Below are 22,237 nucleotides of genomic sequence, written 5' to 3'. Positions count from 1 at the left end.
AATTCTTAATTAACATCATGTTGTCAAGTTTGCTACTCGGGATATTCACTTTTGTCCAGTTGAATTGTGAGAACCTGTTCGACTGCAGACACGACACTCTGAAGCAAGACACGGAGTTCTTGCCCGAAGGCAGCCGCCACTGGACGCGCGGAAGATATTGGCGCAAGCTGGACAATATATCACGTGGCATAGTGGCATGTGGCATGGACGGGCGTGAATGGACGCTGCCGGACATGGTTGCATTGTGCGAGGTGGAGAACGACAGTGTGATGCACGACCTTACAAGGCGCTCGCTTCTGCGTGGGGCAGGCTATGAGTATGTCATGACATGCTCGCCCGACGTGCGCGGAATAGACGTGGCATTGATGTACTCGCCGTTCTCGTTCGCTTTGATAAACCATTTTCCCATACGCATCAAGCCGTTGAAAGGCATGCGCCCCACACGCGACATACTGTATGTATCCGGCAGGGTGGTGACCGGCGACACGCTGCATGTGTTTGTAGTCCATGCCCCGAGCCGTTACGGAGGAGAGAAAGCCACGCGCCCGTATAGGATGCTTGTGGCGGAGAGGCTTGGCATGGCGGTGGACTCTTTGCGCCGTTTGTCGCATGAACCAAATATCATTGTTGCCGGAGACTTCAACGACGAAGCTGCCGACAAAGCTCTTGTGATGTTGCAAGACATGGGGCTTGCGGATGTCTCTGCCGGCGCGTCGGGACGCAACGGGGCGAGAGGTACATACAAGTATCGCGGCAGATGGAGCAGCATAGATCACATACTTATTAGCAAAAGTGTTAAAAAGTGGTTTAAAGACTGCACCGTGAACGATGAGAAGTTTCTTGTTGAAGACGATGAACGCTATGGCGGCATACGTCCGAAACGCTGTTATACAGGGTATAAGTACGTTGGCGGGTATAGTGATCATCTGCCTCTCAGGGCACGTTTCGTGCTGTTAAAAGATACTGAATAACCTTTCTAAATGAGGGACTTATTGCAGAAGTGGTTATATTTGCACTGTAAACAATATGTCTAACCCTTAAAAATTACAGTTATGATTGGATCAATTATTATCGGTATCCTTGCCGGTTTTCTTGCCGGAAAACTGATGCGTGGAGGTGGTTTCGGATGTCTTTGGAACCTGTTGCTTGGTGTTGTCGGCGGTGCTGTCGGCGGATGGGTGTTCAGCTTGTTTGATATTTCATGGGAAGGAAGCTGGATAGGTCAGCTTGTTACGGCTGTCATAGGTGCTGTTCTTGTTTTATATGTGGCGTCTCTTTTCAGGAGAAAATAGCCAAAGGACATTCTTTGCGCCTGCATTTCTTGTTTTTATAAAATAAATCTTTCTGCCTATAGGCTTGTTCAGGATAACATAAAGGACATGTTGTTACGGTGGCAGAAGATTTTAGAAAGTATGTTTATAGACAACAGAAAGGGGGTGTTCTTAAGAAAAAGTGCAGGCGGCAGATCCTTTAATGCGGGTGTTCTCTTCGGGGAGCACCCGTAATTGTTTTTGTATATGCCATTTTACACCTTATTATATATATGTAAGGTTGAGACAGAAAATAGGCTCTTATATCGGATGTTGTCTCGTCCGTCTTGTTTTTTACATTCAAAAGTTTGTTTATGTCGCCATAAAGAATTACATTTGCAGCCCCTTGTTTAAAGGCATACTATTTATTGACGACTATGAATATACGTAAAAAGACATTCTTATTTTATGCAATGCTGTGCATGGCGGCACAGATGTTTGCGCAGGGACCGAACGGAAGCGGTACTTATTATCAGCCTGCAAACGGCAGGAAAGGACAGAGTTTGAAGACGGCGTTGTACGGAGTCATCACCAAGCACACCAATGTAGGCTATGACGGATTGTGGTCTTGCTACCATAAAACCGACAGGCGTGCCGACGGAAAACTGTGGGACATGTATTCAAACACCACCAACTTTGTGATAGGAGGCAGTGCCCAAGGACATAACTACAGTAAGGAAGGAGACGGATACAACCGCGAGCATTCCATGCCGAAGAGTTGGTTCAATGAAGGTTCGCCGATGAAGAGCGACCTTGTTCATGTTGTTCCTACCGACGGATATGTGAACAACCGCCGCAGCAACTATCCTTTTGGTGAGACCGACGGAGGAACTTATAAGTCGAACGGCGGCTTCAGCAAGGTGGGAACATGTACCACAAGCGGATACAGCGGTGTCGTTTTTGAGCCCAACGACGAATATAAGGGCGATTTCGCACGTATATATTTCTATATGGCAACATGCTATGAGGACAAGATACAGGGCTGGAGCAGCCCTATGCTGGCAGGAAACAAGTATCCGGTATACAAGGATTCCGCCATACAAATGCTGCTGCGGTGGGCGGAAGAAGACCCCGTGTCGCAGAAAGAAATCGACCGTAACAATGCCGCATACGAACTGCAAGGCAATCGTAACCCGTTTGTTGATTATCCCGGACTCGAGCAATATGTATGGGGAAACAAGAAAGATGTGGCTTTCAGCTATGACAACTATGACGGGACAAATCCCAATCCGGACCCCAATCCGGACCCGGATCCTGATCCTAATCCCGATCCCGACCCTGATCCCAACCCCGAAGAGGGTGCCGTGACATATAAGAAGATAACGTCTACAGCAGACTTGCAGACCGGAACGGCGTATCTTATTGTGTGCGAGGATGCCAAAGAAGGTGTGCCGGTGGCAATGGGTGCATCGGATGGTGATATTCGCAGCGTTGTGGCAGTCGACGTTAAAAACGGCACAATAACAACTGTCGTGAATGAAGAGGGCAAGCCAAGGCAGATGATACTCGGCGGTTCAGTGGGCGCATATACATTCTATGACGAGAAAGAGAACGTGTATCTGGCACTTACATCGGACGGAAACAAAATTCATTATCAGTCGGATGCGTCGGCAAACAACGCAAAGTGGACCGTAACGTTCAGTGGCGAGAATGCAAATATAAAGAGCAACGCCTACTCAAACCGTTCCATACAGTACAATATAAGCGCTCCGCGATTTGCATGTTATAAGCCCGGACAGAAGCCCGTGATGCTTTATAAAAAGGAAGTTACGACCGGAATAAGCGGTACAATGACTGGCGGCACATTAGGAAAGGTCTGCGTGTATAGCCTGACCGGCGTCCTTGTACGTTCTAACGTTGATAGGGCAAACGCCTTTAAAGGGCTTCCTAAGGGCATATATATAATAGGTAAGAACAAGTATGTGGTGAGATGATGATGTGATAGGACCGGTAGGGTGTCATGACCGTTTCATTTACAGGATTACATGAGATGTTAAAAAACGTGATAAAGGGTACTTATTGTAACCCAAAAGCGTAAAAATTAGCGTTTTTATTAGTAAAATATGTTTATATGTATTGTTAAAACGGAAAATTGATACAAGAAATTTGGTTATCTCATTATTATTTTATTTCTTTGCAAACAGATAAAGGCAAAATAATAAAGTTATAAGGTTTAATTTAAAATCAGAGAAGTATGAAAAAATTATTTACTTTGGTAGCAGCTGCAGCTTTTGCTGCTTCTGTATCAGCTCAGACAGTAACTGAGAGCAAATCTACTGACAACTGGTATGTTGGTGTAAATGGTGGTGTAGCTTCTGCAATGAAGGGTCACGCTCTTCTGAAGGATCTTACTCCTAATGCCGGCATCCGCGTTGGACGTTACTTCACACCGGTATTCGGACTTGCAGTTGAGAGCAATGCTTACTTCAAGAACACAAACGGTTACACAAACGGTACTGTAGTTAACGCAATCAACACATCATTGCTCGGTACTGTAAACCTGAGCAACTGGTTCGGCGGTTACAAAGGCGAGCCCCGTTTCTTCGAAGTATCTGCTGTTGCAGGTATGGGTTGGGGTCACATCTTCGGTACTCCTTCAGACTATACGAAGGATGACCACCTGACATCTAAGGCAGGTCTTGACTTCGCTTTCAACCTCGGTAAGAATAAGGCATGGCAGGTTTACATCGAGCCGGCTGTTATCTGGGGTCTCGGTGGTGGCGAACTTAGCGCAGCCAACAACTTCAAGTACAACGCTAATTTCTCTAACCTCCAGCTGAACGCAGGTGTTGTTTACAAGTTCGGTAACTCTAACGGTACACACAACTTCACTATCGCACAGGGTCGTGACCAGGCTGAAATCGACGGTCTGAACGCACGTATCAACGACCTCCGCAGCGACCTGAACGGCAAGGATGCACAGCTTGCAGCTAAGGACCGTCAGATTGCAGACCTCCAGAAGGCTCTCGACGACTGCAACAAGAAGCCTAAGTATGAGAAACCTGCTACTGCAACAAACCTCCAGCCGACAGTTCTCTTCCGTCAGGGCAAGTCTGTAGTTGACGCTGCACAGTATGCTCCGATTGAGCTTATCGCACAGTACATGAAGAATCACAGAGATGCAACTGTTGAGATCAAGGGTTATGCTTCACCGGAAGGCTCTAAGGAGTTCAACCAGAAGCTTTCTGAAAAGCGTGCAGAAGCTGTTAAGAACATCCTCGTTAAGAAGTACAAGATTGCTGCTGACCGTCTTACAACAAAGGGTTGTGGCGAGACAGACAAGCTCTTCGAGCAGGTTGAGTTCAACCGTGTTGCTACTTTCAACGACAGCACAAAATAATTTGAAAGATTATTCTTAACCATAAAGCCCCTGTTGCCGAATGCAGCAGGGGCTTTTTCATGGTATATGGCAATGAGGAATGTGGTGGCTGAGCAAATATTTCCCCGTTTCTTTCCTTATGCCCGCTTATCTCTCCTTTTGTGTTTCATGAACTTTGCATAATGTAATCAGAATGCTGTTTTGTCTGTCTTTATGCTTTCTCTCAACTCTCCATGCTTGCGTTGTTTTCAAATCTAAACCCTTTTTCACGTAAATATCGCACGTATGAGTGTGCAGCCGTAATGCTTTTTGTATAAGTCCTTTATGCTGCATGGAGCTTGATGTGTGCAGTATGTTGTGTCTTTTTAGATGAGAAAATTCCTGCTTTGTGTGCTAAAATGCGCCATTTTATGCGTCAAAGTTGCTGACAATACATGCCAATGATGCCTGCTTTATGCACCATAGATGCCCGCTTTAGAGCAGAAAAGCATTGCTTTTGCAGTCGTAACCCTATGCTTTTCCGTCCCGCGAACGCTTTTTGGCAGTTCTTTTCGTGTAGTTTGCCTGCTTTCGCGTATGTTTTTCAACTTACATATTGACATGTTTTTGCCCCAAATCCTTACATGCGGACTTTTGCGGGGCAGCGGCATGTAAGTCGTAATTGTCAGACATGGACATCTTTTCCGCGTAATGCAGATATTGCACATTATGTTTGTAAACGTGCAATATTTCTTTCGGTTTATAACAGAAATATCGCAAAAGTGTTGCAAATTGTAACAAACAGGCAAATTAATTATTTAAATTATTGCCTGTTAATCTAAAATAGACTACCTTTGCAAGGGTATATAATAAGGAAGGATATGCGTTCCTGCCGGGCATGGCAAGCCGCCGGAGTGGTGCTTGAGACTTGTCTGTGAAGGAAAGTATAAATGCAAGTAAGGATAAAAATACATATTTATATGAAACATCAGTTGAGAAGTGCAGTGTGTACGGAAGGCAGACGCATGGCAGGAGCCAGGGCGTTGTGGGTGGCAACGGGCATGAAGCGCGGGCAGTTTGGCAAGCCTATCATAGCCGTGGTCAACTCGTTTACGCAGTTTGTGCCCGGACATACCCACTTGCATGAGATAGGTCAGATAGTAAAGAGTGAGATTGAAAAGATGGGATGCTATGCCGCAGAGTTCAATACCATAGCCATTGACGACGGTATTGCAATGGGGCATGACGGCATGTTGTACTCATTACCCTCGCGCGATATCATTGCTGACTCGGTGGAATATATGGTTAACGCCCACAAGGCGGATGCCATGATATGTATATCCAACTGTGACAAGGTGACGCCCGGAATGCTCATGGCGTCGATGAGGCTTAATATTCCAACGGTATTCTGCAGCGGCGGTCCTATGGAGGCGGGACGCTGGAGGGGCGAGAACGCTGACCTGATAACGGCTATGGTCAAGGGTGCTGACAAGAGTGTGGGCGATGATGAAATGGCGGAGATAGAAAGCTGTGCCTGTCCGGGGTGCGGAAGCTGTTCCGGAATGTTCACCGCCAACTCAATGAACTCGCTTACGGAGGCTATCGGACTGTCACTGCCCGGCAACGGTACGGTGCTTGCCACGCACAAAAACCGCATACAGCTGTTCAAGGATGCTGCAAGACAGGTTGTTACAAATGCCTTCAGGTATTATGAGGACGGTGACGAAAGTGTACTTCCGCGCAGTATCGCCACGCGCGAGGCTTTTCTCAATGCCATGACGCTTGATATTGCCATGGGCGGAAGCACCAATACAGTGCTTCATCTGCTTGCCGTGGCACAGGAGGCGGGCGTGGATTTCACTATGCAGGATATAGACGCGCTGAGCCGCAAGGTGCCGTGCCTGTGCAAACTTGCCCCGAATACGCAGAAATACAGCGTGCAGGAGTGTAACCGTGCGGGAGGTATCTTCGGCATAATGAACGAGCTTGCCAAAGGCGGACTGCTGCATGAGACGGCAATGCGCGTGGATGGCGTAACGCTGGGCGAGCAGTTGAAGAAGTATGATATAACAGGAGAACGGCTGGACGGCGATGCCGACCGCATCTATAGAAGTGCTCCCGGCGGCAGGTTCTCTACGGTGATGGGGTCTCAGAACACATGTTGGGAGACGCTTGATACAGACAGGGAGCACGGTTGCATACGAAGTCTTGAACATGCCTATACGAAAGACGGCGGACTGGCGGTGCTTTTCGGCAACATAGCGCAGGACGGCTGTGTGGTAAAGACGGCGGGAGTGGACGAAAGCATATGGCGGTTCCGCGGTCCGGCAAAGGTCTTCGACTCGCAGGAGGCTGCTTGCGAGGGCATTCTCGGCGGTAAGGTGAAAAGCGGCGACTGTGTCGTCATTACCCACGAAGGTCCTAAAGGAGGACCGGGAATGCAGGAAATGCTCTATCCCACATCTTATATAAAGAGCATGCACCTTGGAACGGAGTGTGCGCTTATTACCGACGGACGTTTCAGCGGTGGAACATCGGGACTGAGCATCGGTCATGTTTCGCCCGAAGCTGCAGCCGGCGGCAATATAGGAAAGATACAGGATGGCGACATGATAGAGATAGATATACCTAACCGTTCGATAAATGTGTTGCTTACAGATGCCGAACTTGCTTCGCGAGACCAAAGACCGTTGACAAGAAACCGCAGTGTGAGCAAGGCACTGCGCGCATATGCACAGAGTGTAAGCTCGGCAGACAAGGGCGGAGTGAGAATGCTGTGAGTCATATTGCCGATATGACTGTAAGTGCGATAAGATCAATAGGAATTAAAGCTCATTGACAAAAAGAACAATGCAATGTGTAAGGAAAAGATAACAGGAGCAGATATATTGATGCGCTCGTTGAAGTGTGAGGGCGTGAAGACCATATTCGGATATCCGGGCGGTTCCATTATGCCCGTGTTCGATGCTCTCTATGGATATACGAGAGGTGAAAACCGTACGTTCGACCATGTGCTTGTACGTCATGAACAGGCTGCCGTCCATGCCGCACAGGGCTATGCTCGCGTGAGCGGCGACGTCGGTGTGTGCCTTGTCACAAGCGGACCGGGAGCTACAAATACGCTTACGGGCGTTGCCGATGCCATGATGGACTCTACGCCCATTGTCGTTATAGCAGGGCAGGTGGGGGTTGATGCACTCGGCACCGATGCTTTTCAGGAAGTGGACCTCGTGGGTGTAGCCCAGCCGATAAGCAAGTGGAGTTATCAGATACGCCGTGCCGAAGACGTGGCGTGGGCGGTGAGCCGTGCGTTCTACATAGCACGTTCGGGGCGTCCGGGACCGGTAGTGCTCGATTTTACGAAGAATGCTCAGATTGCCGCAGCACAATATCTTCCTGTAAAGGTCGACTCGGTGCGCGGTTATGTTGCATATCCTATGCTTGACAAAAGGCAGGTGGCACGCGCCGCCGAGATAATAAACAATGCACGCAAGCCTCTTGCACTCGTAGGGCAGGGCGTGGAGTTGGGAAATGCGCATAACGAGCTGACAGAGTTCTTGGAGAAAGCCGACATACCGGCAGCACGAACATTGCTCGGGCTGTCCGCACTGCCGTCCGAGCATCCGCTCAACGTTGGCATGCTCGGCATGCACGGCAATTATGCGCCAAACATAAAGGAGCAGGAGTGTGACGTACTTATAGCCATTGGCATGCGCTTCAGCGACCGCGTTACGTGCAATCTTGCAACATACGCGCGTCAGGCAAAGATTATACATCTGGATATAGACAGTTCCGAGATAGACAAGAACGTGATGACAGACGTGGCTGTGGTCGCAGACTGCAAGGTTTCGCTCCCGGCTATAACGCGTCTTCTGCGTAAGAACAGCCACAGGGAGTGGCGTGAGAGCTTCATGCCGCTTTATGACATGGAGTATGAGAAGGTGATACGTCCGGCAACGCTGCCTGAAAGCGGTCCCCTTCTTATGGCGGAGGTGGTCAATGCCGTTGCCCTTGCCACTCAAGGCGATGCTGTTCTTGTGACGGATGTAGGTCAGAACCAGATGTTTGCAAGCCGCTATTTCAAATATGGCAAGAAGCGTTCAATGGTAAGCAGCGGCGGACTTGGTACAATGGGCTTCGGACTTCCGGCTGCAATAGGTGCCACCTTTGGTGCACAAGACCGTACGGTGTGCATGTTCTGCGGTGACGGAGGATTTCAGATGAGCATACAGGAGCTTGGGACAATAATGGAAAGGCAGGCTCCGGTAAAGATGATTTTGATGAACAACAATTATCTTGGCAACGTGAGGCAGTGGCAGGACATGTTCTTCGACGGGCGCCGTTCGTTCACTTCCATGCTCAATCCCATGTACTGCGACATAGCCAAGGCGTATGGAATACCCTATGGTGTGGTGACCGACCGTGCCGTACTGCATGCAGAGATAGACCGTATGCTGTCGGTCAAGGGACCGTTCTTGCTGGAGTGTGCCGTAAAGGAAGAAGATAATATTATGCCGATGACACCTCCCGGGAAGTCGGTGGACGAGATGATGCTGGAAATATAATGCTGACGGATGCCGGGCGTTGTGATGAAAGATTGTTTTTTTGTTTCGCCCTGACTGATGATTATATACTCTTGTGTCGCATTAGTTGTTTGTAACTTGTAATAAAAAATGGATACATTATATACATTGCTTGTATATTCGGAAAACCTGGCGGGAATATTAAATCAGATTACTGCGGTGTTTACGCGGCGGCAGGTAAATATAGAGAGTCTTAACGTGTCGGCTTCGAGCATAGAAGGTGTGCATAAGTACACCATAACCGCGTGGAGCACCGAAGACCAGATAAAGAAGATAACAAAGCAGATAGAGAAGAAGATAGACGTAATAAAGGCAGACTATTATACAGACGACCAGCTGTTTATCAGGGAAGTGGGCATTTACAAACTGTCTACGCCCGAGGTGATGAACAATCCTGAGATATCACGTATAATACGTAAGGCAGATGCACGTATAATAGAGGTTAACCCTACGTTCTGCAGCGTTATAATGAGCGGGATAACCGATGAGATTACCGGACTGTACTATGCTCTTGACAAGTTCAACTGCCTTTTGCAGTATACCCGGAGCGGGCGCATTGCCATAACGAGGAGTACGGTCGAGGAAGTAAGCGACTTTCTAAAGAAACAGGAAGAAAATACAACAGGACATGGAGACAGATAAGAATAAGGTGGGGAAGTATGAGTTCCTGGCGGAACCTTTCCATTGTGATTTCTCCCACAGGCTGTTTATGGGACATCTCGGCAATCATCTTCTTAATGCCGCAGACTTCCATTCGAGCCATAGGGGCTTCGGCATGCCGTATCTTAACCCGCTTCATAAGACATGGGTGCTGTCGCGTCTGGCTATAGAGATGGATGAGATGCCGTTGCAGTATTCCACATTTGCCGTGGAGACATGGGTGGAGAGTGCCATGAGATACTTCACCAACCGTAATTTCCGCATCGTGGATACTGATGATGACAGCCATGTGTACGGCTACGGACGCAGTGTGTGGGCGATGATAGATACGCAGACGCGCCGACCACAGAATATAATGGAGATACGCGACGGGGAGATAATGAAATATGTCGATGCCGAGAAACCGTGTGCGGCACAACCATTGTCGCGTGTACGTATCAGTGAGGGTGCACGGCTTGTGCGTACCATAGACACGCACTATAGCGATGTGGATGTCAACGGGCATATAAACAGCGTGAAATATATCGAGCATGTGCTCGACCTTTTCCCCGTTTCCCGTTACAAGGAATATGCGGTGAAGCGCATAGATGTGGCTTATGTGGCGGAAAGTTATTACGGAGACAAGTTGTCTTTCTATATGGAGCAACTGTCGGAAGAGGATTTTCTGGTGCGTATAACAAGGCATCGTGAGGATGGAACGGATGAAACGGAAGCATGCAGGTGTGGAATTAAATTTGTAAAAGATTATAAGTAAATTTGTTTGTATCGTTTTAATTTTATATCTTTGCATGCGGTTTTAGTAACAATTTAAGGTTTTATAATATAAGGATGAGGGCGTTTCAGTATATGGTTCCTGTAAAACGGACGTGATATATGTATACGATACGCTTGCGTATTTAAACAAACAGTTAGCAATTATGGCAGAAATGAATTTTGGAGGAGTGCTCGAGACGGTTGTTACCAGCAAAGAGTTCTCTTTGGAAAAAGCACGTGAGGTATTGAAAGATGAGACTATCGCAGTATTGGGTTATGGTATTCAGGGACCGGGTCAGGCTTGTAACCTGCGCGACAACGGTTTCAATGTGATTGTAGGTCAGCGTCCCGGCAAGACTTACGACAAGGCTGTTGCAGACGGATGGGTGCCCGGCAAGACGCTGTTCTCTATCGAAGAAGCGGCCGAGAAGGGTACTATCGTATGTATGTTGCTGTCTGATGCAGGACAGATTTCAGCATGGCCCAAGGTAAAGAAATATCTTACAAAGGGCAAGGCACTGTATTATTCGCATGGCTTTGCAATAAACTGGAGCGACCGTACAGGCGTTGTTCCTCCTGAAGATATAGATGTTATAATGGTTGCTCCCAAGGGCTCGGGTACATCTCTCCGCACAATGTTCTGCGAGGGACGCGGTTTGAACTGCTCGTATGCCGTTTATCAGGATGCGACAGGCAAGGCAGAAGAGCGCACAATAGCCTTCGGTATCGGTATCGGAGCAGGTTATATGTTCAAAACAACGTTCCAACGCGAGGCGACAAGCGACCTTACGGGTGAGCGCGGCTCGCTGATGGGAGCCATAGAAGGACTGTTGGAAGCACAGTATCAGGTGCTGCGCGAGCATGGTCATTCGCCTTCCGAGGCTTTCAATGAAACTGTTGAAGAGCTTACACAGAGCCTTGGTCCGTTGTTCGGAGCAAAGGGAATGGACTGGATGTATGCCAATTGTTCGACAACCGCACAGCGTGGGGCTCTCGACTGGGCGCCTCGTTTCCGCGATGCCATAAAGCCTGTAATGGAGTGGTTGTACCTTTCGGTACAGTCGGGCAATGAAGCTCAGATCTCTATTGACAGCAATTCGAAAGAGGATTATCGTGAAAAGTTGAATGAAGAGCTTAGGGCTATGCGCGAAAGCGAGATGTGGCAGGCGGGTGCCACCGTGCGTAAGCTTCGTCCGGAGAATAACTGATGCAGTTTTTTTAGCGTAATATAACAAGGAGACAAGGGGATGTTAAAGTGAAAAATCATCCCTTTGTCTCCTTTTTATTTTGTATTTTGATGCGTTTTATTTGACGGAAAGAGACACGGAATAAGTTATGTAGGGGCATAAGAATGTTACGATATGCCTACCACAGCGATATCATGCCGTCTTCGATGTAAACCTTTTCTTCATTGACAAGCCATTGTAGAGCCTCGCCAATCAAGTCGCGTTCCATCTTTATGGCATTCAGTTCGGACACGGAATGCGGGTGTCGATCTTTCAGAATGTCTGTTATAGCCTTTTCGGCAGCGTCAAGAAGTTTCTTTGGAGTTTCTCTCCTGTTGCAATCTATGCACACATCGCACTGACCGCAGTCGGACGAACGTTCCTCTCCGAAATACCTCAGAAGCTGTCGGCTGCGGCATACAAAATCAGTTCTTGCATAATCCAGCATGGCGTAGATACGCTTGCGGAACTGCTCTTTGCGCTCCTCGTATACATCCCGTGAAATGACCAGACGTTCAGTTTCCTCACGTTCATGCACGTATACTATATGCGGAATCTTCTTACGCGGTATGAAATGGATGATTTTCCGCTCGCTAAGGTTCTTTAGAATCATGTATATCTGCGGCCTTTCCATTTCCGTAATCTGTGCGATGAGAGCCTCGTCTATATATACATAGTCGGTGAACAGTCCGCCGTATGTGCGCAACAGAGCCGTTATCACAGCCGTTTCTTTCTCCGAAAGCGTGTTGAGGCGGTAAAGCTCGTTGCGGCTCAATAGAAACCTTACACGTGCTTTTGTATCAGAATCCTCCTCGTATTCGATGTATCCTGCCTTAGCAAGTATTTTAAGAGACGAGTCCACTTGTACGGGAAAATGCCTGAACGTGTAGCAGAACCTGTCGATGTTGAATTCGAACTTGTGTCCCAAACCGCTTCCCATACCTATCTGGTAATAGTATGCAAGATGTTCGTACACCTTTTTAATATAGTCCTTTTCCGGAAAATTCTCGTTTATGCGCTTTTCAAGTTTGCCGTTGTCGCTGTTGTTGTATAGCAGTACGGCATACGCTTTGTTGCCGTCGCGCCCCGCGCGCCCCGCCTCCTGAAAGTAAGCCTCTATCGAATCCGGACTGTCTATGTGTATCACCACGCGCACATCGGGCTTGTCTATGCCCATGCCGAAGGCATTTGTTGCAACCATCACGCGCACCTTGTCATTCTGCCATTCCGTCTGCCGGCTGTCTCTTGTGACATGTTCCAGACCGGCATTATAGAAAGTGGCGCTTATTCCGCATTTGTTCAGCAGTCCGGAAATCTCCTTCGACCGTTTGCGACTGCGTACATACACTATGGCGCTGCCGCTGACAGAGTTGAGAATGTGTATCATCTCCTCCTGTTTGTCGGCAGTCCGGCGCACTATGTATGCAAGGTTCTTGCGTTCAAAGCTCATTTTGAACACGTTTTTTTCCTTGAATGCAAGCTTTTCCTGTATATCGTCTGTTACCAGCGGTGTGGCTGTGGCGGTGAGTGCTAGTACCGGTACGCCCGGTTTTAGTTTTCGTATATCTGCGATTTTCAGATATGACGGGCGGAAATCATATCCCCATTGACTTATGCAGTGAGCTTCGTCTACGGTGATGAAGCTCACTTTCATGTGCTTCAACTTTGTTTGGAACAGTTCGGAAGAAAGCCTTTCCGGCGATACATATAGGAGGTCGATGCCTCCGAATATGCAGTTTTCGAGCGTCGTTATTATTTCGTTGTGCATCATACTGCCATAAATGGCAGCCGCCCTGATGCCGTGTTTGCGCAAGTGCATCACCTGGTCTTTCATCAGAGCAATGAGCGGTGTGATGACAATGCACACTCCTTTCATTGCAAGTGCAGGTACCTGAAACGTCAGTGACTTGCCTCCACCCGTGGGCATAAGCCCGAGCGTGTCACGCCCCGAGCATATACTGTCGATTATCTCGCGCTGTATGCCACGAAAATCATCAAATCCCCAGTATTTGCGGAGTATCTCCCTGTATCTGTCTTCAGTAGGCTGCATGTATGTGTTGCTGAACTTCTTGTTGTCGCAACCGTACTTTCGGCTGCGCTTTTACGGTCATCCCTCCCAGTCCTCGTCGCCGTTGGTGGGTCTGATGTCCTCTATTTGCAGTTGCACGTCGTTGTGCTTGAAGATGTTGTTTTCTATCGTATATGCGATGTCGAAGCTGTGTTTGGACTGTATGTAACGTGCCGAACCGCTTTGTCCGAAGGCAATGCCGTTCATTACGTTGTTCGACTTTGAGTCTACAAGCTCAAGCTTTATATGCTCCTGTTCACGCCCCACCACCTTGCTCGTGCCGAAATCGTATACTCCCGTTGTGCAGAACAGCGGTTTGGGATTGCCCGGACCAAACGGACTGAAACGTTTCAGTTCAGCATGGAATTTGCGGGTGATGTCTTTGAAGTCTATCATTGCATCGATGTTCAGCATCGCTTCGGTATGTTCCGGCAGTATGTTCTCGTCCACATACTGTTGGAAACGTCTTCTGAATTCGGGCAGATCGTCCCATTTCAGCGTCAGTCCGGCAGCGTATGTGTGTCCTCCGAAGTTGATGAGAAGGTCGCGGCAGTTCTTTATTGCGGAATATATATCAAAGCCTGTTACGCTTCTTGCCGAGCCTGTTGCAAAGTTTCCGTCTCTTGTGAATATCACCGTGGGGCGTATGTATATCTCTGTCAGTCTTGACGCCACGATGCCTATCACGCCCTTTTTCCAGTTTTCGTCGTACAACACTATGCTTGAGTGGCGCCCTTGGCTTTCGATGCGCTCCACTATCACGTTTGCCTCCTCCGTCATCTGCTTGTCTATGTCCTTGCGCTGCTCGTTATATTCGTTTATGTGCTTTGCCTCTTTCAGCGCGCATATAAAGTCTTTCTCCACAAGCAGGTTCACGCTTTCCCTTCCGTTTTCCATGCGTCCGGACGCGTTGATGCGCGGTCCTATCTTGAACACTATGTCGCTCATCGACAGTTCCCTGCCGTTCAGTCCGCAGATGTCAATGATGGCTTTCAGTCCTATGTTAGGGTTCTTGTTGAGCTGTTTCAGTCCGTGATAAGCCAATATACGGTTTTCGTCCACCACCGGTACTATGTCCGCGGCGATGCTCACGGCGCAGAAGTCGAGCAACGGTATGAGTTGCGAGAACGGTATGCCGTTGTTCTTGGCAAATGCCTGCATGAACTTAAATCCCACACCGCACCCGCTGAGGTGCTTGAAAGGGTAGGGGTCGTCCGGTCTTTTGGGATTCAGTATGGCGGCAGCCGGCGGCATAGTCTCGTCCGGCACGTGGTGGTCGCAGATGATGAAGTCTATTCCGAGGCTTTTCGCATAGCTTATCTCCTCGATTGCCTTTATTCCGCAGTCGAGGATTATTATAAGTTTCACGCCCGTTTCGTGGGCATGGTCTATTCCCTTTATGCTTACGCCGTATCCTTCGTCATACCTGTCGGGTATGTAATAGTCTATGTTGGAATAGAACTGTTGAAGAAACTTGTAGACAAGAGCCACTGCCGTACATCCGTCCACATCGTAGTCGCCGTATACCATGATGCGTTCTTTTCGCCCCATGGCATCGTTTAGCCTGTCCACAGCCGTGTCCATGTCCTTCATGAGGAACGGATTGATGAGATCGTTGAGCTGTGGGCGGAAGAATCTTTTTGCCGCCGATTCGGTGTTTATGCCCCTTCTGATGAGCACAGAAGACAACAATGGGCTTATTCCCAGCTTGTTTCCCAGTTCATTGGCGGCGTTCTCCTGTTCTGGTGCAGGCGGTTCGTAAATCCATTTGAAGTGCATTTATATTGTTTTTTTATTTTCTTTCAGACAAAAGACTATCCCTGTTTATTGTAGAATACAATGTCAGGTGTATAATCAGTCTGTAAAGTTACTAATAAAAAACAAGAAAATATGAAATACCCATATAACTTTTGTAGTTTTTAACCCAAACGCTAATGTCAATTTATAATTGATAATTTATAATTCATAATGAGGAGATAGAGGGAGATAGGGGAATATATAAGGAGATAAAGGACAAATGCCGGGGTTGATGTGATAAGGACATAAAAGAAGATAGGAGAAGATAAAGGAAGATAAGAGACAAATGTTTTATTGCTTAAAACAAGACTATTGTCCTTTATCTTCCGTGGCGCGAGCCACATATCTTCTCCTATCTTCCTTTATCTCCTTATCCTAATTAGATTCCCATCTTCTTGCGGATGTCTTTGGGTATGGCATTCTTGTTAACCATGAAGTCCATTGTGTTTGCTGCAATGAAAGCCTTTGTCATGTACCATGTACCCTTGTAGTCGCCATACTCGCCCCATGAGTTCTTCACCATGTAATACTCTTTGCCGTTCTGGTCCTTAGCCACGCCGTAGATCAGCATGCCGTGGTCGTCGGTAAGTTCCCAGTTGTCGAAACGTTCCTGACGCATTTCCTGTGTCGGAACAATCTCCGGAGCGTTTACACCCAGTGAGTCGAACTTCTCGCTCTTCTTTGCCGGTGTAAGACGGAGCCAGCGTGCAGCGTCGCTTCCCGTAAGGCTCTGCACCTTCTTCGTGTCGTATGCGATGCCGAGACCCTTGCGTGTGAAACCTTCTTCGCTCACGTCACCGCCCCATGCAACGGTATATCCGTTCTCTACGGCGTTGTCAATGATGCGCATCATGTCGTCCATAGGGATGTTCCAGCTTAGCGGCCAGCGCCAGTTGTCCTGCACCTCAACAGCGAACTGTGTCCAGAACGGGTGGTGTGTATAGCTTGTTATCGTCACGTAGTCGTCGAAATTCAGACCAAGGCTCTCTGCAAATGTTTTCGGGGTATATGTCTTGCCCTCATATTTGAAGCTTTCCGGGCACTTGCCAAGATAAGCGTCGAGGATGCCTTGAAGTCCCACTTTCCATTGAGAGCTGATTTTCTTTGCCTTGTTGCGTGCCACTGCGTCTACGTAAGGCTCCATTACGCTGAAGAACTCGTTGAAGTTTGCCAGCGAGTCGCCTGTCATGCTTCCCGGTGCAGCCATAGCCTCTTCGGGGCAGATACCGTAGTTTTTCAGTACATAATATACGTCGTATGCCGAACCTCCCTGCGAGAACTGGCTGTCGCCGTGCATGCGCACCGTCAGTATGGCGCGGTCCATGTAGTCCTTGCTTGCCACGAACATCTCTGACAAGTCGTATGTCTTGCCGGTTTTCTTCAGTATCTCGCTCTCGAAAAAGCTCAGTGTTGAATAAGCCCAGCATGTGCCGCTGCGGTTCTGGTCCTTGATACTTGTAATCTTGTTCTCCTTGATTGTGGTGAACACAGGCTTGTTGCTCTTTGCAGAGTCTTTCTTTTCCTGTGCGTTGGCGCCGGTGGCAAGAACAGCCAGAAGCACCATTGTCATAAGTTTTTTCATCGCTCTTGTTTTATTGTTAATGTTTTAATTGTTTCTCATAAAATTCTCTACGTCCGCCGGATGATACGGTATGCGCTCTTTTCCGAGGAAGCGGCAGCCGTCTGCCGTAATCAGTATGTCGTCTTCTATGCGTATTCCGCCAAAGTCCTTGTATGTCTCAAGCATGTCGTAGTTTATGAAGTCACGGTGCAGTCCGCGTGCCTTCCAATCGTCGATAAGTGCCGGAATGAAGTATATTCCCGGCTCGTCTGTCAGCACGAAGCCCTCTTCGAGACGTCGTCCCATGCGCAGGCAGTTTGTGCCGAACTGTGTCGACGGGCGCGTTTCCTCATCAAAACCTACGAAGTCCTGTCCAAGTCCTTCCATGTCGTGCACGTCCATGCCCATCATGTGTCCCAGTCCGTGGGGCAGGAACATTGCATGTGCGCCGGCACGTACGGCCTCTTCCGTGTCGCCTTTCATCAGTCCTGTATCCTTCAGGCGTTCCGTCATCAGACGACATACCGCCATGTGCACGTCAAACCACCTCACTCCGGGTTTTGCCACGCCGAGAACATAGTCGTGACAAGCCTCCACGATGCTGTATATTTCGAGCTGTCTCTGTGTGAACTTGCCGTTCACGGGATATGTGCGCGTGTTGTCCGAGCAATAGTTGTTTATCGTCTCGGCTCCGGCATCGCACAATGCAAGCCGTCCGTCTTCAAGTACCGACATCGACGGGTTGCCGTGCATTATCTCTCCGTGCTGCGTGAATATTGTAGGAAAGCTTACCATAGCCCCGTAGGAATTGGCTGTGCCGTCCACCTGTCCGCCAACAAACTTCTCCGTAACTCCGGGTCTTGTCAGCCTCATTGCCGTGGTGTGCATCTTGTATCCTATGGCGCATGCCCTCTCTATCTCGTCTATTTCCTGCTGTTCCTTTACCGAACGCATCTTCACAACAGCCTTTATAAGCTCTGCCGAGGCTGCTTCTTTCTGCAACGAGGGGTGTATGCCCAGCAGGTCGTGTATCTGTATCTTTGTGTCAAAGCGGTATGGCGGCAGGAAATGTATCTTTTGTCCCTTTTCCCGTGCCTTGTTGCAGATCTCTGCAAGCGTTGCCATGGGAGCCGTGTTGACCACACCCGTGCTTGCCGCCATGTCGCTTACGCTGTCTACGGAGCCGAACCACACGATGTCTTCAATGTCTATGTCGTTGCCGATTAGCGTCTCGCGGTCGTTGTCGATGTCTATCACTCCCACAAGCCCTTCGCGGTTCAGTCCGAAATAATACAGGAACGACGAGTCCTGACGGAAAGGATAATATCCGTTGGAAGGATAGTTCGCAGGCGATTCGTTGTTGCCGAAGAGCACGATTATGCCGTTTCCGACGAGTCTTTTCAGTTCCGAACGCCTGCTGACGTATGTTTCTCTGCTAAACATGTTTGTATTTTAAAATGTTTAAAGTATGTTGCAAAGATACATATTTATAATGTAAAATCGTTACCTTTGCAACTGTTTTAATCAGTTTTTATGCAAATCGACAGAAATACGGGATTGGTACTTGAAGGCGGCGGCATGCGCGGTGTTTTTACGAGCGGTGTGCTCGATGCGTTCATGAAGCACGAACACTACTTCCGTTATGTCGTGGCGGTATCCGCCGGAGCGTGCAACGGACTTTCGTATATAAGCAGGCAGAAGCGCAGGGCACGCATTTCCAACATTGACTATCTTTCCCGTTACAAGTATATCGGTCTGCGTCATCTCGTAACCCAGGGCTGTATCTTCGACCGCAAACTTCTCTATGAAGATTTTCCAAACACACTGTTGCCTTTTGACTATGACACGTTCTTCGCCAATGAGGGCGAGTTTGAGATGGTTACAACAAACTGTCTTACGGGCAGGGCGTGCTATCTCAGCGAGCGACACGACCGTCAGAGACTGCTCGACATAGTGCGTGCAAGCAGCAGTCTGCCATACGTAAGCAAGATTGTACACGTGGACGGCATACCGATGCTTGACGGAGGAATTGTGGACAGCATACCCGTGATGCGCTCCATGCAGCAGGGACATCATAAGAACGTGCTTGTGCTGACTCGTAATTACGGATATCGAAGCACCGAGCACGACCATAAAATACCGCGCTTTGTGTATAAGAACTATCCCCGGCTGCGTGTGGTTTTGAGCAACAGATGCAAGGCTTACGACCGCCAGTTGGAAATGGTTGAGGCGATGGAGCGGGCAGGGCAGGTGGTATGTATACGTCCCGAGCGCCCCATGGAGGTAGGAAGAATGGAGAAAGACACGGCAAAACTCGAGGCTCTTTACGAGGAGGGATTTGCTCTCGGAGAGCAGTTTTGCAAGGAATATCTGTAGTATAAAAACGCTGTTTGTAAACTCTTGAAAATCAATATGATATCTTTTGCGTTCCAAAAGGTGGCATTTCAGACTCTAAAAGGGTACCTTTTAGAACGCAAAAGGTGCCCTTTCGGAATGCAAAAGGACACCTTTTATAAAAAGATATGGTACGTTTAAACGTTCATGACATCTTCCATGCCATTTTCTTCGGTGACATATTTAGGTGACGGACCATACTTGTTTGCTTCCGGTTTGCTGTCGATAAGGCAGAAAACGAGTATCGTTATGTTTACTATGCAGCTCAGCAAGCCTATCACGAGCATTTCCGGCTGTGTTATAATCTCGACAATCTTTTCCGGATTAGGATTTATACTGCTTGCGATTTCATAAAATCCCGACTGCTGCATGAATATCTGTCCGACAATGCCTATTATGAATGCTGCCACTACCCACAGTCCGCTGTGACCGGTGTCGTGCAGACGCCGTATCGTTACGGCTGCGAGAATGACAACCTGAATGATGACGGCAGCAATGCCCTGTGCCGTGGGAAATGCGCCTAAAATCGTGTTTGCCACAAGGGCTACGATAATGTAGAGCAGATAGTTCCACCACAGTTCCGAGCGGCGCGAACGCCCGTTGAAGTCTTTAAGGCTGTTGAAATTCTTTTTCACCGCCTCACCGAAACCGAGCTGTGGCAGTGCCTTGATGTTTTGTTTCATGATTTTTTATGTTTTTGGTTAATGCTATTTATGATATTGTTGCCGGTATGATACGGCTCCACGCGTGCTTAATCAATTGCCGAAATGCTGCCCCCTGAATTATAAATTATAAATTCTTAATTATAAATTATCCAACAGGTCCGGTCTCAACCGTCGTGTTCGTTCGTAGCTCTGCTCGATCTCCCAGTCCTTTATCTTAGCCTCGTTGCCGCTCAGAAGAATGTCCGGAACCTTCCATCCCTTGTAGTCGGCAGGTCTTGTATATATCGGTGCAGACAACATGTTGTCCTGAAAGCAGTCGGACAGCGCGCTCTGCTCATCGCCCACCACACCCGGGATAATCCGTACTATGGCATCCGCCATTACCGCCGCCGCCAGTTCTCCGCCTGTCAGCACATAGTCGCCGATGCTTATCTCGCGTGTTATCAGATGCTCCCTTATGCGGTGGTCTATGCCCTTGTAGTGTCCGCAAAGTATTATGATGTTGCCTTTCAGCGACAGATCGTTGGCGATATGCTGGTCGAACTGCTCTCCGTCGGGCGACGTGAATATCACTTCGTCGTAGTCGCGTTCCGCTTTCAGTGCCGATATGGCTCGGTCTATAGGTTCGCATTGCATCACCATTCCGGCGAAACCGCCGTACGGGTAGTCGTCGACGCGCCGCCACTTGTCGGTTGTGTAGTCGCGGAGGTTGTGGAGATGTATCTCCGCCAGTCCTTTCTTCTGTGCCCTTGCCAGTATCGACTCGTTGACGAAGCCCTCGAGCATTGCAGGCAAAACGGTTAAAATATCTATTCTCATGTCTTTTCGGTGTTTAACTTCGGCAGTCCCAATTATACTTGTCAAGTATATCTTTATAGCCGTATATTTTATACAAAGATAATGCAAGCCGAACGCAATCAAGCTTGTTTGAAAGTGCTGAGGCGTAGCTTATTTTATGCAAAGATAGCGAAAAGATAAAGAATAAGGTACAAATAAGTGTAAGAATGTTGCTGTATTTTAGGATGTGAATAAAATTATAAGCAATAATTTTCACATATCACACAAAAATAATAACTTTGTGTGGCGTTCAAAATAAGGTCGGATTTTTATGAAACTTGTTGTTTCGTAGTAATTATAAGAAAGACGATGAATATGGAAAATGAGAAAGATATACGCTGGATACAGAGATTTGCCAATTACCGCAAGGCTCTGTTAAAGTTGTCGCAGGCAGTAAATATCGTTTCGGATAGGAATGATAGGGATGATGATGTTGACGACTTGATGAAAGAAGGACTTATCCAACGATTTGAATATACCCATGAACTTGCCTGGAAAGTGATGAAAGATTATGCTGAATATCAGGGGTATACGGATGTACGAGGCTCGAGAGATGCTTTCCGTCAGGCTTTGCAGATGGGAATAATAGACAGCGGTGTGTGGATGGAATCAATCGAAGACCGCAATCTTACATCACATAATTATGACGAAAATGTTGCAGAAGAAGTGTATGAAGCAATTGTAATGAGATATTATCCATTGTTTGTCAAGTTCGAACAAACCATGTTGTCTCTTCTGGAAACAAACGCCCCGATGTCTTGAATCATGCAATACGGACTAAAAGAAGCAGAACTGAAAAAGCTGCAAGAATTGTTTGCGGCAAATGGGAGCATAGAGACGGTTATCCTGTATGGCTCTCGTGCCAAGGGTAATTACAAACCGTTTTCTGATGTGGACATAACATTGGTGGGAAACGGATTGTCCCGCAGTGATATGAACATACTCCATGCGGCTATAGACGAGACATCGCTTCCTTATAAATTTGATATTTCAATACTTGCAACATTAAGGAATGAGGAACTTATAGACCATATAAACCGCATGGGGATTGTGATATATAAGAGAAATAATATTTAATATAATGC

18 protein-coding genes are annotated in these 22,237 nt (G+C 47.9%); 12 read left to right on the top strand and 6 right to left on the bottom strand.

Translation table 11 applies throughout. The annotated features are described in order from the left end of the window. Window positions 1-17: 17 nt before the first annotated feature. From HPS54_RS05370 to ilvC, 9 genes are all read left to right on the top strand, one after another. Entirely contained in the window at window positions 18-971 is a 954-nt protein-coding gene (locus tag HPS54_RS05370) for an endonuclease/exonuclease/phosphatase family protein (RefSeq protein WP_216653043.1), read from the top strand. 81 nt (window positions 972-1,052) lie between these two features. Next, window positions 1,053-1,292 (top strand): GlsB/YeaQ/YmgE family stress response membrane protein, encoded by a 240-nt coding sequence (locus HPS54_RS05365; protein ID WP_172344441.1) that lies wholly within the window; start codon window positions 1,053-1,055, stop codon window positions 1,290-1,292. A gap of 395 nt (window positions 1,293-1,687) precedes the next feature. Next, window positions 1,688-3,244, top strand: coding sequence for an HNH endonuclease signature motif containing protein (locus HPS54_RS05360; RefSeq protein WP_172344440.1), 1,557 nt, complete (start codon window positions 1,688-1,690; stop codon window positions 3,242-3,244). 260 nt (window positions 3,245-3,504) lie between these two features. Then, window positions 3,505-4,650, top strand: coding sequence for an OmpA family protein (locus HPS54_RS05355; protein WP_172344439.1), 1,146 nt, complete (start codon window positions 3,505-3,507; stop codon window positions 4,648-4,650). A 938-nt stretch (window positions 4,651-5,588) separates the two neighbouring features. Beyond that, on the top strand, window positions 5,589-7,388 hold the full coding sequence (gene ilvD, locus HPS54_RS05350; RefSeq protein ID WP_172344438.1) for a dihydroxy-acid dehydratase: 1,800 nt from the start codon (window positions 5,589-5,591) through the stop codon (window positions 7,386-7,388). A gap of 75 nt (window positions 7,389-7,463) precedes the next feature. After that, on the top strand, window positions 7,464-9,173 hold the full coding sequence (gene ilvB, locus HPS54_RS05345; protein ID WP_172344437.1) for a biosynthetic-type acetolactate synthase large subunit: 1,710 nt from the start codon (window positions 7,464-7,466) through the stop codon (window positions 9,171-9,173). 108 nt (window positions 9,174-9,281) lie between these two features. Continuing rightward, window positions 9,282-9,833 carry an acetolactate synthase small subunit gene (gene ilvN / locus HPS54_RS05340; protein WP_172344436.1) on the top strand — a complete coding sequence of 184 codons (552 nt, stop codon included), beginning with the start codon at window positions 9,282-9,284 and terminating at the stop codon, window positions 9,831-9,833. Beyond that, window positions 9,820-10,605, top strand: coding sequence for an acyl-[acyl-carrier-protein] thioesterase (locus HPS54_RS05335; protein ID WP_172344435.1), 786 nt, complete (start codon window positions 9,820-9,822; stop codon window positions 10,603-10,605). Before ilvN ends, HPS54_RS05335 begins: the two co-directional genes overlap by 14 nt. A gap of 163 nt (window positions 10,606-10,768) precedes the next feature. Further along, window positions 10,769-11,812, top strand: a complete 1,044-nt coding sequence (gene ilvC / locus HPS54_RS05330) for a ketol-acid reductoisomerase (RefSeq protein WP_172344434.1) — start codon at window positions 10,769-10,771, stop codon at window positions 11,810-11,812. 157 nt (window positions 11,813-11,969) lie between these two features. Here ilvC and HPS54_RS05325 read toward each other — a convergent pair whose 3' ends face one another. The 4 genes from HPS54_RS05325 to HPS54_RS05310 all read right to left on the bottom strand — a co-directional run bounded on the left by HPS54_RS05325 (window position 11,970) and on the right by HPS54_RS05310 (window position 18,699). Beyond that, complete coding sequence (locus tag HPS54_RS05325; protein ID WP_172344433.1) at window positions 11,970-13,880, bottom strand: RecQ family ATP-dependent DNA helicase; 1,911 nt, start codon at window positions 13,878-13,880, stop codon at window positions 11,970-11,972. A gap of 57 nt (window positions 13,881-13,937) precedes the next feature. Next, complete coding sequence (gene recJ, locus HPS54_RS05320) at window positions 13,938-15,677, bottom strand: single-stranded-DNA-specific exonuclease RecJ (RefSeq protein WP_172344432.1); 1,740 nt, start codon at window positions 15,675-15,677, stop codon at window positions 13,938-13,940. 397 nt (window positions 15,678-16,074) lie between these two features. Beyond that, complete coding sequence (locus tag HPS54_RS05315) at window positions 16,075-17,277, bottom strand: C1 family peptidase (protein ID WP_172344431.1); 1,203 nt, start codon at window positions 17,275-17,277, stop codon at window positions 16,075-16,077. A gap of 24 nt (window positions 17,278-17,301) precedes the next feature. Then, the gene (locus HPS54_RS05310; protein ID WP_172344430.1) at window positions 17,302-18,699 is read right to left on the bottom strand and encodes an aminopeptidase P family protein; all 1,398 of its coding nucleotides are present in this window, start codon (window positions 18,697-18,699) and stop codon (window positions 17,302-17,304) included. 90 nt (window positions 18,700-18,789) lie between these two features. On the opposite strand from HPS54_RS05310, the gene HPS54_RS05305 reads away from it, so the two are divergent. Next, the gene (locus HPS54_RS05305) at window positions 18,790-19,632 is read left to right on the top strand and encodes a patatin-like phospholipase family protein (protein ID WP_172344429.1); all 843 of its coding nucleotides are present in this window, start codon (window positions 18,790-18,792) and stop codon (window positions 19,630-19,632) included. 155 nt (window positions 19,633-19,787) lie between these two features. On the opposite strand, the gene HPS54_RS05300 is transcribed toward HPS54_RS05305, so the two are convergent. After that, window positions 19,788-20,333, bottom strand: a complete 546-nt coding sequence (locus HPS54_RS05300) for a DUF805 domain-containing protein (RefSeq protein WP_172344428.1) — start codon at window positions 20,331-20,333, stop codon at window positions 19,788-19,790. 120 nt (window positions 20,334-20,453) lie between these two features. Next, window positions 20,454-21,134, bottom strand: coding sequence for a tRNA (guanosine(37)-N1)-methyltransferase TrmD (gene trmD, locus HPS54_RS05295; protein ID WP_172344427.1), 681 nt, complete (start codon window positions 21,132-21,134; stop codon window positions 20,454-20,456). A 333-nt stretch (window positions 21,135-21,467) separates the two neighbouring features. Here trmD and HPS54_RS05290 point away from each other — a divergent pair, with 333 nt between their 5' ends. Together HPS54_RS05290 and HPS54_RS05285 are read left to right on the top strand one after the other, a co-directional pair. After that, complete coding sequence (locus HPS54_RS05290) at window positions 21,468-21,914, top strand: nucleotidyltransferase substrate binding protein (protein ID WP_172344426.1); 447 nt, start codon at window positions 21,468-21,470, stop codon at window positions 21,912-21,914. Between the two features lie 3 nt (window positions 21,915-21,917). Further along, window positions 21,918-22,229: a nucleotidyltransferase domain-containing protein gene (locus tag HPS54_RS05285; protein ID WP_172344425.1), complete on the top strand. Its 312-nt coding sequence runs from the start codon at window positions 21,918-21,920 to the stop codon at window positions 22,227-22,229. The last annotated feature ends 8 nt before the right edge of the window (window positions 22,230-22,237 follow it).

Source organism: Xylanibacter caecicola, assembly GCF_013166515.1.
GTDB classification, from domain to species: domain Bacteria; phylum Bacteroidota; class Bacteroidia; order Bacteroidales; family Bacteroidaceae; genus Prevotella; species Prevotella caecicola.
Note: the sequence above shows the minus strand (reverse complement) of the source record. Positions and strands in the feature narration are given on the sequence as shown.

Coding starts and splice junctions, on each gene's coding strand:
- ilvB (WP_172344437.1), top strand. CDS start 7,464: ATGTGTAAGGAAAAGATAACAGGAGCAGATATATTGATGCGCTCGTTG.
- HPS54_RS05305 (WP_172344429.1), top strand. CDS start 18,790: ATGCAAATCGACAGAAATACGGGATTGGTACTTGAAGGCGGCGGCATG.
- HPS54_RS05285 (WP_172344425.1), top strand. CDS start 21,918: ATGCAATACGGACTAAAAGAAGCAGAACTGAAAAAGCTGCAAGAATTG.
- ilvD (WP_172344438.1), top strand. CDS start 5,589: ATGAAACATCAGTTGAGAAGTGCAGTGTGTACGGAAGGCAGACGCATG.
- ilvN (WP_172344436.1), top strand. CDS start 9,282: ATGGATACATTATATACATTGCTTGTATATTCGGAAAACCTGGCGGGA.
- recJ (WP_172344432.1), bottom strand. CDS start 15,677: ATGCACTTCAAATGGATTTACGAACCGCCTGCACCAGAACAGGAGAAC.
- HPS54_RS05300 (WP_172344428.1), bottom strand. CDS start 20,333: ATGAAACAAAACATCAAGGCACTGCCACAGCTCGGTTTCGGTGAGGCG.
- HPS54_RS05315 (WP_172344431.1), bottom strand. CDS start 17,277: ATGAAAAAACTTATGACAATGGTGCTTCTGGCTGTTCTTGCCACCGGC.
- HPS54_RS05290 (WP_172344426.1), top strand. CDS start 21,468: ATGGAAAATGAGAAAGATATACGCTGGATACAGAGATTTGCCAATTAC.
- HPS54_RS05370 (WP_216653043.1), top strand. CDS start 18: ATGTTGTCAAGTTTGCTACTCGGGATATTCACTTTTGTCCAGTTGAAT.
- ilvC (WP_172344434.1), top strand. CDS start 10,769: ATGGCAGAAATGAATTTTGGAGGAGTGCTCGAGACGGTTGTTACCAGC.
- HPS54_RS05335 (WP_172344435.1), top strand. CDS start 9,820: ATGGAGACAGATAAGAATAAGGTGGGGAAGTATGAGTTCCTGGCGGAA.
- HPS54_RS05365 (WP_172344441.1), top strand. CDS start 1,053: ATGATTGGATCAATTATTATCGGTATCCTTGCCGGTTTTCTTGCCGGA.
- HPS54_RS05360 (WP_172344440.1), top strand. CDS start 1,688: ATGAATATACGTAAAAAGACATTCTTATTTTATGCAATGCTGTGCATG.
- HPS54_RS05310 (WP_172344430.1), bottom strand. CDS start 18,699: ATGTTTAGCAGAGAAACATACGTCAGCAGGCGTTCGGAACTGAAAAGA.
- HPS54_RS05355 (WP_172344439.1), top strand. CDS start 3,505: ATGAAAAAATTATTTACTTTGGTAGCAGCTGCAGCTTTTGCTGCTTCT.
- HPS54_RS05325 (WP_172344433.1), bottom strand. CDS start 13,880: ATGCAGCCTACTGAAGACAGATACAGGGAGATACTCCGCAAATACTGG.
- trmD (WP_172344427.1), bottom strand. CDS start 21,134: ATGAGAATAGATATTTTAACCGTTTTGCCTGCAATGCTCGAGGGCTTC.